A 13,138-nucleotide genomic window follows, 5' to 3' on the forward strand; every position below is an offset into this window, starting at 1 on the left:
CTTCAAATGATATCGTTTTCACAAATATGCCATGTAAATGACTTCAATCACATCACTGCATCTTCTGTTTTCTGGCCGTAAAACGAAGAATACTAAACATAAATCCGGTAATAAAAATGACGATTGTTCCAAAGACAATGGACAGATAACTATGGAAAGGACTGATTAAAGATTCCAGACCCGTTCCGGGAAAGATTATGGGAGAAAGACTCATCCAGGCAATAATAACAACACCTGCAATAACACCAATAATGGCGGTTGAATTTGTCACCCGTTTCGACATAAAGCCCAAGAGGAACAATCCCAGCATACCTCCGCTGAAAATGGATGCCAGCTTCCACCAGGCCTCAAGGGCACTTTGTACATTTATCATTGCAACCGCTACACCAATACCCAGCACACTGAAAACAAGAGAAGAGAGATACAATACCCTCATGGATTTTTTATTATGCTCAGATTTATCCTCTGAAATATTAAAGAAATCTGTCAGTATCACTGTGGCCGAACTGTTTATACTGGTTGAGATCGTACTCATTCCTGCTGCAAAAACAGAAGCAATCAGAAATCCTGTCAACCCAACAGGCAACTGGTTCACAATAAAATTCGGGAATACCTTATCTGCCTGGATACCTTCCGGAAGTAAGCCGGGACTGGCCTTGTAAAAGGCAAAAAGAGCCGTTCCGATAAAAAAGAAAAGCGCAGATACCGGCACATATAATAAACCGCCAAACAACGCTGATTTTTTTGCTGCTTTATCGGAACCGGATGTCATATAGCGTTGTATATAATTCTGATCAATCCCGTAATTCTGCAGATTTATAAAAATACCATAAATCAATACAACCCAGAACGTAGAGTCTTTAAGGCTTAACCCAAAACTTCCCAGGCTGAATTTATCATGTAAAGATGCTATTTCGAAGATCTGCCATGGCCCTTCAGGCATTTTTACCATGATGGTAATTACAGTCACCACAGCTCCGGCTATTAATATGATGGCCTGAATGGCATCTGTCCAGACAACAGCCTGTATTCCTCCCAGCAGAGAATAAATCATCACACTAAAACCTGTAACAATTATTATGGTTGATATATTCCAGTCCAGGAGTGTATGCAATAATATACCAAGTAAAAACAGGATGGTGCCGGCCCGCATCAATTGGGTCAACAGATACATGACCGAAACGTATGTTTTTGCCCAGGGGCCAAAACGTTGTTCCAGATATGTATAAGCAGAAGGACTGTTAACAGACCGGTAGAGCGGAACAAAAAACTTTACTGCCATAAACGAGGCAAAGGGTATAGAGAGACTGAATGCAAATGCATTCCAGTTGCTGAGAAAAGCCTGTCCCGGCAAGGCCAGGTAACTGATACTGCTGACAAATGTTGCAAAAATTGACAGAGAGATGACCCAGGATGGCAGGTTGTTATTTCCAAGTGTAAATGATGATGACGTTTTGTTTTTGCGGTAAAAAGACAGACCAAATAAGACAATACCCAATAAATAGGCTATAAAAATGAAAACATCTAATTTACTCATAATACCTCCCTTATTACCACATCGTTTACACCAATGTTTTGTAATTCAGCTCCTCAAGAGCCAAAATAATTCTCTCGCGTTCCGGTGCTTTAAAACGATGGAAAGGTTCAGCCATAAAATCACTGCAAACGCCCAATACATTCAGGGCACATTTTAATCCCTTAAGGTAACTTGAACCGTATTTGCCAACGCTGTAAACCGATGTACTGATCCGCATAACTTTCTCCTGCAATAATAAAATCCTGTCAAAGTCTTTTTCAACAGAAGCATTGTAAATATCCACATAAAGTTTCGGAAACATGTTGGCGCCACCATTCACACCTCCATGTCCTCCTAGCAGTACAAACTGCGATGTCAACTCTTCAGGGCCAACCATAAATGTAAAATCAGGCCTGTCTTTCAGTAAAAAGTTAATCTGATTAAAATAAGCCAGGTTAGCTGAACTGTCCTTCATTCCGATGATTCCGGGAATATCTGCCGCTGAACGCACGGTCTGTGGTGCAAACATTACCTTGGTATGAACCGGCATATTGTAAATAAACAACGGAAGTGGCATCTGCTTCATTATCCGCTCCAGATATTCCAGAAGTTCCGGTTGGCTTGCTTCAAAATAATAGGGAGGTGTAATAACCACGGCATCTGCACCATACTGAGCTGCTTTTTTTGCCAGATTCAGGCTTTCGGTAAAAGCAGAATCTGAAATCCCCACAAGAACAGGAATTCTGCCATTAACAAAGTGGCATGTCAGCTTAATTAAATCTTCCCTTAATTTATACGATAAGCTTGCGAATTCACCTGTGGTTCCAAGAATAAAAACGCCATGTACTCCGCCAGCAATAACCCGTTCCACAAGCCGCTCCAAACCCTCAACATCCAGCGTATTATTATCGAGAAGGGGGGTAACCAATGGGGGAACAATACCCCGCAACGGAATCTTAAAATTTGGTATCATATTCTATTTCAGTTTTATTATCAAATTACAGCGAAGAGCTAAAAACATAGGATCCTGAACCAAGCTCAAGTAAAGCCCGGCCATTTTCGAATTCAAGTACTTTAATGTATTCTGATTCCGTAACCTTTACACCACTTTCTTTAACCGAACCAAGTGATTTAGCCGGCACACATACTTTTGCCATAGTGTTTGCAGGTATTGAAATTTGCCAGGAAAAGCGATGCTTACTTTTCTCCCAGCTACTTTCTATACTGCCATATGGTGATTCGTAAGCTGCTTTTACATGGTCCAGTCCTACCGGAATTTCCGGCTTCATAATAATGTGCTTAAAACCCGGATTTTCAGGATCGGACTTTATTCCAGCCAGATTCTCATAATACCAGATAATCAGATCACCCAGCATCATTACGTGATTATAGGAATTCATATTGGGTGCTGCAGTATTACCATTCCATAATTCCCATATTGTTGTTGCCCCGTTTTCCACCATATATCCCCAACCGGGATACGATTTGGCCGTCGCAATCCGGTAAGCCAGATCTATTTCACCATTTTCCGTCAATGTCCGCATCAACCATTGTGTTCCTATTAAACCTGTACTTAAATGGCCATTATTCTTTTTTACGATGATATCGACAACCGTACCTAAAACAGCTTCTTTATCAGGTTCAGGAACCAAGCCAAATTGCAAGGCAAGCAGATTACAGGTTAAGGTATTATCACCATAACCCTTTTGTAGCGGGTTAAAGAACTTTTTGTTAAATCCAACCTTAACCTTTTCGGAAAGTGCTGCATAATAATCCGCATCTGTGTTGCATCCGGTTTGTTCTGCAAATTTTCGCATTAATCCGGCATAATAATATAAGTACGCTGTTGAAATCAGTTCACTCGGATGTTTCACATTGGCACTTTTACCTCTGCCCTCTTCAATGGTTGCAGGTGGTGCACACCAATCGCCATAACTGTCTTTAGTCATTATAAAGTCTTCGGTCATGTAACGGTCCTGCATGTAGTCCATCCATTTTTTCATTGAAGCATAATGTGTCTTCAAAGGTTGGATATCACCATACTGCCTGTACAGCATTTCAGCTACCATCAGATATGTTCCGGGCCAGGTCATATTATCACTGTAATAACGCCAAAAGGCAGGTGCCACATCAGGAATTGTGCCTTCTCCTTTCTGAGCATAAGCAATATCATCCACCCATTTTGAATACAGTGTTGCGTTATCATATACAAAACTTTCACCATAACAACCCGTTGAACGGTCTCCAAGCCATGGCTGACGCTCGTTCCGTTGCGGGCAGTCAACCGGCATACCTTTGTAATTTCCCTTTATGCTCCAGGTTGCATTTTCATAAATCCGGTTAATCAGCGGATTGGAGGTTTCAAATGTTCCCGACACTGCCATATTATCATACACAACTTCACCTGTAAAATCATCTGTTGTTGGAATTCCGGGATAACCGGTAATCTCTACATACCTGAACCCATGATAGATAAATCGAGGCGACCATTCTTCTGTGCCTTCACCTTTCAGGGTATATACATCTGTAGCCTGAGCATCGCGAAGATTCTCCGTGGCAATTCCACCGTCACTGTTCAGAATTTCCGAAAAACGCATTTTCACCTTATCACCGGCTTTTCCACGGACCTTTAACCTGAGCCATCCCACCATGTTCTGACCCATATCCAGTACATAGGTTTCATCTGATATTTTATGCATCCCAACAGGTTTGATGTACTCCATTACTTTCATATTCGGAGTCATCTGTGCCTCGTATCTTCCATCCGGCTGATCCACATATTCCACCTGTAACCAACTACTGTCTTCAAAACCCACAGTATTCCATCCGGGCATTTCCATCCGGGCATCATACTCCTCCCCGTCATATTCATTATTTGTCAGTAAGGGCCCGTTTGCTGTGCCTTTCCATGAGTTGTCAGTCTTAATAATTTGTTTTGACCCGTCGGTGAATTCAATCTCAAGTTGCATTAAAAGCTTCGGAAAACCGAAATTCTTTATTTTATACGGCTTATAGTGTTGACGCATGGTATGATAGCGGCCATTACCCAGAATTACTCCCAGAGCATTATCTCCCTTTTTCAATGCCGATGTAACATCATACACATTGTATTTTATATTCTGATGATAATCCGTTGGAACAGGAGCCAATACACAATCCCCTATTTTGTCTCCGTTTATATAAAGTTCATACAAGCCAAGTCCCATCAGATAAGCCCTGGCCTTTTTCACAGTTTTGTCTGCTTTAAATTCTTTGCGCAAATAACGGGCTGATAAACGGGAATGAAAGGTGTCGTCATCCCAGGGGAAGGTACGGTCGAATCCGATCCATCTTCCATACCAGTCTTTATAGTATAAAAAGCCCATGCTCCAGTATGCTGTCTCACTCCAGCCTGACTCCCCATTACTGGTTACCGTTTTCACTTTCCAGAAACAATCCGTCCTGCTTTTTAATTCTTTGCCCCCGTAAGGCACCAGGTGTGACTGATCTGAATCCACTTCACCGGAATCCCAAAGATCACCAATATTATTATCAAGGTTTTCAATTGACGAGGCAACCAGTATGTGATACGATTTCTGAAAAACCCCATGTTCATCCGACTGAATCTTCCAGCTTAAACGTGGATTCGGAGTATCTATTCCAAGTGGATTTTTAAGCAATTCACATCGCAGTTCCTGTGTTTTCACCGAACCCATTGCAGACAGGCAAAACCAGAAGGTCAGACTAAATATGAAAAATAGTTTTTTATATCGGATTTCCATGGAATATCAGTTAGCAGTTGTGGATTTTTACATCAATTTTAAAACCTTAACTATCAATCTGTAAATTGATACAGATGCAAATTTAATAACATCTTTAAAGATATGAAAACGTTTTCATATTTTTTACTTTATCTGACAGATTCCACTACCGGAAGTCTGAAGTCCCTCCAATAGCAGACAGAGAAAAAGGTTAAAATCAATATAAATTAATCCCGATATGTAATACTAAAAAATCCAACCGCTTAATTCGGTTTTTATTACTATTTTTGTGCACTTTAAAACGAAACGAATTTTAACAAGAAACATAAGTTTAAAGTGGATACAAAATACATTTTTGTCACAGGGGGTGTTACTTCTTCACTCGGCAAGGGCATTATTTCTGCATCATTAGGTAAATTATTACAGGCAAGAGGGTATAAAGTTACCATTCAAAAACTGGATCCATATATAAATGTTGATCCGGGAACATTGAATCCTTATGAGCACGGAGAATGTTATGTTACGGTTGATGGGGCTGAAACCGATCTCGATCTGGGACATTACGAACGCTTTTTAAATGTATCGACCACGCAGGCAAATAATATTACCACAGGTCGGGTTTATCAGAATGTCATCAACAAAGAACGCCGCGGAGATTTTCTGGGCAAAACAGTACAAATCATTCCGCATATCACGGATGAAATAAAACGCAATATCAAGTTACTCGGAAGTAAAAAGCAATTTGATTTTGTCATCACAGAAATCGGAGGAACAGTAGGTGATATAGAGTCTCTTCCATATATAGAATCTGTCCGTCAGTTGCGTTGGGAGCTGGGAAAAAACAGCCTGGTAATCCATCTGACTTATGTTCCTTACCTGGCAGCATCCGGAGAGTTAAAAACAAAACCAACCCAGCATTCTGTAAAAGCGTTGCTGGAAGAAGGGGTTCAACCCGATATTCTGGTATTGCGCACAGAACATGAACTGACACCGGACATCAGACGTAAGGTTTCCCTGTTTTGTAATGTCGATCAGAAATCGGTCATTCAGAGCATTGATGTACCTACCATTTATGAGGTTCCGGTAAAAATGCAGGAAGAGGGACTTGATACAACAGTACTCGAGAAACTGGGTCTGCCTTCAGAAGGAGTCGCAAAACTTAAAGAATGGAAAGCGTTTTTAACCAAGCTTAAAAAAGCACAGAAAACAGTTAAAATAGGACTGGTAGGTAAATATGTTGAACTGGCAGATGCCTACAAATCCATTATTGAATCACTGATTCATGCCGCAGCGTACAACGATCGCAAATTAAAACTGGAACTCATCCATTCGGAAAAGCTGAACGACAGTAACCTGGATGAAATGCTGAAAGGTATGGATGGTATCCTGGTAGCACCTGGTTTCGGACACAGAGGCATAGAAGGTAAAATTATGGCCTGTAAGTATGCCCGTGAAAACAATATCCCGTTCCTTGGTATTTGTCTCGGGATGCAATGTGCCGTCATTGAATTTGCCCGCAACGTACTGAAGTATGAGGACGCCAATTCCACCGAAATGGATTACAACACCAAGCATGCGGTTATTGACCTGATGGAAGAACAAAAAGGGGTTTCTGAAATGGGAGGTACCATGCGCTTGGGCGCTTATGAATGCAGCCTGCTTCACGGCAGTAAGGTTCATGAAGTTTACGGTGAATCCACAATTTATGAAAGACACAGACACAGATACGAATTTAACAGCGAATTTCTTGAAGCTTTTGAGAACAATGGCATGAAAGCAGTTGGGATCAACCCGGATACTGACCTGGTGGAAATTGTTGAATTACCCGAACATAAATGGTTTGTCGGGGTACAGTTCCACCCGGAATACCGTAGCACGGTTGTCAACCCGCACCCGCTTTTCAAAGGTTTTATTAAAGCAGCAATCAAAGAAGAATAATCAAAAATCATGGATAGAAATAATTTAATTGGATTCAGTTTAATTGGATTAATATTAGTTGCATTTTACTTTTATAATAAGCCATCGCAGGAGGAACTGGACAGGATACAGCAGCAGCGTGATTCAATCGCCCAGGTACAGCAGGAACAGCAACGTTTGAATACTACTTCTGAAGCTGTTTTTCCGGAACAAAAAGATTCACTTGACGAAAATCATCCCCAGGCAAGCACTTCAGAAATGTACGGAGAATTTGCGCCTGTGATGAAAGGTGAAGAAGAATTTATCACACTCGAAAACAAATACCTCGATATCAAGCTGTCTACATTAGGTGGACGTGTATACTCTGTTGTTCTGAAAGACTACCTGACCTACGACAAAAAGCCACTTGTTTTATTCGACGGTGATGATTCAGAATTCGGATTCAGCTTTTTTACGCAGTCTAACCGGCAAATCTCAACAAAAGATATATATTTTAAGGTTGCTGAAAACAATACATCCACTGATGGAACCCAAAAAATAGTTTTAACCGCCGATCTGGGTGATGGCCGTACCATAAGCAATATCTACACTCTGGCACCTGATGATTATCTTGTCAACTACAATTTCAAAGTCAACGGTGTAGATAAAATTCTACCCCGTTCTGTCAGTAGTTTTGATCTGCACTGGCAGGTGTTCATGCGTCAGAATGAAAAAGGTGCCGATTTTGAACGCAGATATTCCGGATTATATTACAAATATTATCAGGATGATGTGGAACATATCTCAGGAAACAAATCATCAGAAGAAACTCTGACAACCCGTGTAAAATGGGTGGGTTACAAGGACCAGTTTTTCTCTTCTGTTTTAATAGCAGATAATTTCTTTACATCAGCCAATGTAAATCTCGAAAAACTTGAGAATGTAGAGGGCTATCTTTTCAATATGACGTCGGATCTTTCCATTCCTGTTGATCAGGATATTAACTTTAAATACTATTTTGGGCCGAACCATTATAAAACCTTACAAAAGACCGGATATGATCTGCAAAAGGTTGTAAACCTCGGCTGGCCTGTTGTAAGCTGGTTTAATAAATATGTTGTCATTAACGTATTTAATATCCTGAATAACCACATCGCCAATTATGGTATTATTATTCTGATCCTTACCGTTTTCATTAAACTGATTATTTTCCCGTTCACCTTTAAATCTTACATTTCAACAGCGAAGATGCGGGTACTGAAACCACAGATTGATGAGATAAATAAAAAGATTCCAAAGGACAAAGCTATGGAACGCCAGCAGGCAACCATGGCACTTTACCGTAAAGTTGGCGTAAGTCCGATGGGCGGATGTTTGCCAATGGTCTTTCAATTTCCTATATTAGTGGCAATGTTTTACTTCTTTCCTGCTTCTATTGAATTACGTCAGGAAAGTTTTCTCTGGGCAAAGGACCTTGCGTCATACGACTCAATTTTATCGTGGGATAAATATATTCCTGTCCTGTCCAATATTTACGGTAACCACGTCAGCTTATTTACCCTGCTAATGGCTATTGTGAATGTGTTTTACACGAGAATAAACTCGGAAATGACCGCATCAACAAACCAGATGCCTGGTATGAAAACCATGATGTATCTGATGCCGGTTATGTTCCTGTTCTTTTTTAATAATTATTCTGCTGGTTTGAGCTACTATTATTTCTTATCAACATTGATAACAGTAGGCCAGACTTACATTATGAGGCGGTTCGTTGACGAAGATGCACTTCTGGCAAAGCTGGAAGCCAATAAAAAGAAACCGGCCAAAAAATCGAAATTCCAGGAAAGACTGGACAGAATGCAAAAACAACAGCAGGCGCAGATTCGTCAGAACGCGAAAAACAAAAAAAGGTAATTAAATTAATTGTTTATGCTAAATGTATTTATTGCAATCCACTATAATACTCAATGGGGTGAAAAAATTGTCGTAGAAGGGAATTTTAATGGTTCGGATAAGATCGAAAGATTACCGCTGAACTATAATCCCAATGGCTTGTGGGCACTAAATACAACAGTCAAACAGAACATAAGAATTACCTATAAATATGTTTTGCTCAATGCGGACGGGACAGAAAAGTCAGAGCCTGTTTCAAGAGGATTTACAGCTACAGGTAAGAGTGACATTTACATTTACGACCAATGGCTGAGTCCGGATACAGATGAAAGCATACTGTATCGTTCCATCTCGAAAAATGCAATTTTCAAAAGGGACGACTTCAGCCTTCCTGCAGACAATAATCTGGCTGAAGGAATCTATTTCCAGATCAGTGTCCCCCGGGTAAAAAAAGGTTATAAAATATGCGTAACCGGTAATATCGGTGAACTGGGAAACTGGGATCAGTATAATCCACTTATTCTTGAGAGCACTGAATTTGCCAACTGGTTCGGAGGTATCGGTTCTGTTCCCAAAACCAAGAAAATTGAATACAAATATGCCGTTTATGATGAAAAAAATAAACGCATAAGTGAATGGGAAGCAGGTGACAACAGGAAACTGACCGTGAAAAATCATAGCAGTATCCTTTGTGGAGATTCCACATTCAGATTTTCATCACCATGGAAGGGAAGCGGAATTGCAATCCCTGTGTTTTCTATTCGTACAAAGGAGGGACTAGGCATAGGAGAGTTCACTGATTTAAAAACTTTCGGAGACTGGGTTGCCAAAACCGGAATGAACCTGATTCAGATTTTACCCATTAATGACACACTTTCAAAATTTGACTGGACAGATTCATATCCCTATAATGCCATATCAGTATATGCATTAAACCCTATCTATATTCATCTCGATGATTTATTTAAACACGATAATTCCACATTAACTTTTCTTCAGAAGAAAAAACGCGAACTCAATGCGCTAACGGAAATTGATTTCGAAGCTGTTCTTAATCTGAAGCTGGAATATTTACGCAAAGCTTACAATTTCCATAAGGAGAATCTGGATGAGGATCCGGATTATCAGCACTTTATTGAAAGAAACGGCTTTTGGGTAAAAGCATATGCTTTGTTCTGTTGTCTCAGAGACAAACATAAGACGACGGATTTCAGCAAATGGGGGGAATTCGCAGAATACTCTGAAGAGATGCTGGAAAAATGTTGCGATTCAGATGACACAGCCTTATGCGATGCCAGGTTTTACATTTTTGTGCAGTATCATCTCGACAAGCAACTCTCTTCTGCTGTAGACTACCTGCATAATAATGGCATTGCTCTGAAGGGTGACATCCCTATTGGTATCAACCGTGAAAGTGTTGATGCATGGGCCTCACCGGAACTGTTTAACTTTAATCAGCAAACCGGAGCGCCACCGGATTATTTTTCCACGGTGGGACAAAACTGGGGCTTCCCTACCTACAACTGGGATCAGATGAAAAAGGATGGTTTTGAATGGTGGCAAAACCGGTTCAGAAAGATGGCGGACTATTTTGATGCTTATCGCATTGACCACATCCTTGGATTCTTCAGGATATGGGAAATACCGTTTAAATTTCAGGAAGGTTTAATGGGCCATTTCAGTCCCGCACTGCCTTATACCAGGGAAGATCTTTGGGCAAATCATCTGCCCTTTGACCCTAAATGGTGGTGTACGCCGCATGTTTATAAGTATGAATCGTACATTTTTGGGGATTATACAGAACTCATCCTTGAACACTTCTTTGAACCTGCAGGCGATCTGTATTACATAAAGGACGAATTTAACGAAACAAGACAGCTGTCTGCAAAATGCCATAAACTGGGGATTGCAGATGAAAACATTATTTACAAGTTGAGGGATGTTATATGTGATGTTCTGTTTATGGAAGATGAACGGCAAAAAGGATATTATTTTCCACGGATTGAATTACAACGCACCAGGAAATTTCATCGTTTAGCTGACGATGTAAAACATAACCTGATGGTACTTTACAATGACTTTTTCTATAAACGGCACAATCAGTTCTGGAAGGATAAAGCACTCGAAAAACTTCCCAAACTAATCCATACCACGAATATGCTCGTTTGTGGCGAGGACCTGGGGATGATTCCTGATAATGTACCCGAAGTCATGAATCAGCTGAATATCCTGACTCTGGATATCCAGAATATGCCAAAAATAAATACCATCGAGTTTTCCGATCCAAGATGGTTCAAATACCTGTCGGTTTGTACAACCTCCACTCACGACACCCCGACCTTGCGGGGCGTATGGAAATATGATCCGGATAAAGGAAAACGAATGGTCAACACGCTGTGTCACGAAGATGTGCAGACTTTTGCAGATTGTCCGGGATGGTTATGTAAAAAAATTATCGATGTTAACCTGCAGGCCGGATCTGCACTTACCATTCTTCCCTTACAGGACTGGCTGTCAATAAATGAACGGTTAAGATATCCCGACCCGCATGCTGAACGGATTAATAAACCTGAATATTCCAGACATTACTGGCGTTACAGAATGCATATTCCTGTTGAAGATCTTCTGATTGAAGATGAGTTTACTGGTGAAATTTATGAAATGATTCAGAATACTGACCGGATAAGTTAAAAAATCAAACTTTTTTTAACGTTATATTTAAAGATATTTATAACAAATTAGTACATTTGTTACATTATTAAGCCCATTGCTTAATGATATGATAACATTTAAACTTAATCTACTTGTACATTATCTTAAATATTACGGCTGACAACTATCACAAAAACACCTCAATATCAAACAATTACAACAGTGTTTTCTGAGAAGTTTTCTTTTGATACTGTACAGGGTTTGCCTTATAAATTTAAATAACAGATATTTTTAACGAAAAGTATCGTCACATAATCATCAACGGAAATTAAAACATTTTACCCGTTTCAACAGAATACAACTAACAGAAAAGATGTATTTTAGTGTTGTAAATAAAAGGTAAAGTATACAAATTATTGCTGAACATGAGTGGTAATCAAGATATTAAAATGCGCAGACCATTTAAACGGGTCCTTGTTGTTATGTTGTTCGGGCTGATTGCCGGCCTGACCTTTGCACAGGATTTCCAACAATATACACAGTATGTGAATATGCAGGGGCTCATAAATCCCGGTTATACTGGGAGCAGAGGCACATACAGCGGCCTTATGAACTACCGCAATCAATGGACCGGATTTGCTGCAAGTCCTAAAACCTTAGGCTTCAATTTTCACGGTCCCGTCCCGGTTGATAACCTATCCGCCGGTCTTGTTGTGATGTCAGAGAGTATCGGTTTAAATTCAAATGTGGATCTGGCTGTTGCATCCGCTTACGCTGTCAACATCACCCGCGATCTGAAACTCTCCATGGGACTTCAGCTGGGTTTTAGTTCCCTGCAGTTTGATGCGGCATCGCTGAATCTTAATTCTGCGAATGACCCGGTATATGAAAAATATGCCAACAGCTACTTCAGACCTAATGTTGGTGTTGGCGCTTTTTTATACAGTGAGAAGTATTTCGCCGGTTTTTCCATGCCTAAAATGCTCACCCATTCACCGGAAGCCAATACCGAATCCATAAAGACATCCTTCAGCTTTAAAACCATGCACATGTTTTTATATGGGGGGTATGTGATAGATTTGGATAATGATTATAAGGTAAAGCCTACCGTTTTAATGAAAACAATATATGGTGCACCCCTCACGTTTGATTTGGGAGTGCATGGTTTTTATAAGGACTGGGGCTCCCTGGGGCTGATATTCAGAACCGGTTCAGATGTTATTATTGCAACAGAGGTAAGAGTCTGGGAGCAGCTCTACGTGGGTTACTCTTTCGACTACCCCATAACCAAGCTGAGCAAGGTTTCATACGGATCACATGAAATAAGCCTGAGAATAGATCTCGAAGATCTTCATATCGGTAAAACACCGGCTTCTCAGGGGGTTAAGAGTATCAGATATTTCTAAAAATGGTATATTTACATGTTAGTATAATACGACAA

General features: G+C 40.3%; 7 protein-coding genes. 4 read left to right on the forward strand and 3 right to left on the reverse strand.

Annotated features, from left to right (window positions below):
• Positions 1-52: 52 nt before the first annotated feature.
• The 3 genes from ACE1EF_RS16035 to ACE1EF_RS16045 are packed head-to-tail and all read right to left on the reverse strand — an operon-like array spanning position 53 to position 5,277.
• On the reverse strand, positions 53-1,537 hold the full coding sequence (locus ACE1EF_RS16035) for a sodium:solute symporter family protein (RefSeq protein ID WP_375721703.1): 1,485 nt from the start codon (positions 1,535-1,537) through the stop codon (positions 53-55).
• A 25-nt stretch (positions 1,538-1,562) separates the two neighbouring features.
• Positions 1,563-2,489 carry a dihydrodipicolinate synthase family protein gene (locus ACE1EF_RS16040; protein ID WP_375721704.1) on the reverse strand — a complete coding sequence of 309 codons (927 nt, stop codon included), beginning with the start codon at positions 2,487-2,489 and terminating at the stop codon, positions 1,563-1,565.
• Positions 2,490-2,514: 25 nt separating this feature from the next.
• A complete protein-coding gene (locus ACE1EF_RS16045) occupies positions 2,515-5,277 on the reverse strand; it encodes a glycoside hydrolase family 78 protein (RefSeq protein WP_375721705.1) in 2,763 nt (920 codons plus the stop codon).
• A 315-nt stretch (positions 5,278-5,592) separates the two neighbouring features.
• Here ACE1EF_RS16045 and ACE1EF_RS16050 point away from each other — a divergent pair, with 315 nt between their 5' ends.
• The 4 genes from ACE1EF_RS16050 to ACE1EF_RS16065 all read left to right on the forward strand — a co-directional run bounded on the left by ACE1EF_RS16050 (position 5,593) and on the right by ACE1EF_RS16065 (position 13,103).
• Positions 5,593-7,194 carry a CTP synthase gene (locus ACE1EF_RS16050; RefSeq protein ID WP_375721706.1) on the forward strand — a complete coding sequence of 534 codons (1,602 nt, stop codon included), beginning with the start codon at positions 5,593-5,595 and terminating at the stop codon, positions 7,192-7,194.
• Positions 7,195-7,203: 9 nt separating this feature from the next.
• Complete coding sequence (gene yidC, locus ACE1EF_RS16055; RefSeq protein ID WP_375721707.1) at positions 7,204-9,066, forward strand: membrane protein insertase YidC; 1,863 nt, start codon at positions 7,204-7,206, stop codon at positions 9,064-9,066.
• Positions 9,067-9,081: 15 nt separating this feature from the next.
• Positions 9,082-11,736 (forward strand): 4-alpha-glucanotransferase, encoded by a 2,655-nt coding sequence (locus tag ACE1EF_RS16060; protein WP_375721708.1) that lies wholly within the window; start codon positions 9,082-9,084, stop codon positions 11,734-11,736.
• 386 nt (positions 11,737-12,122) lie between these two features.
• Positions 12,123-13,103, forward strand: a complete 981-nt coding sequence (locus tag ACE1EF_RS16065; RefSeq protein WP_375721709.1) for a PorP/SprF family type IX secretion system membrane protein — start codon at positions 12,123-12,125, stop codon at positions 13,101-13,103.
• Positions 13,104-13,138: the final 35 nt, after the last annotated feature.

Origin of the sequence: Quyinboa sediminis (assembly GCF_042219855.1) — a bacterium.
In the GTDB taxonomy this organism is placed as follows: Bacteria; Bacteroidota; Bacteroidia; order Bacteroidales; family UBA5342; genus JBHJHP01.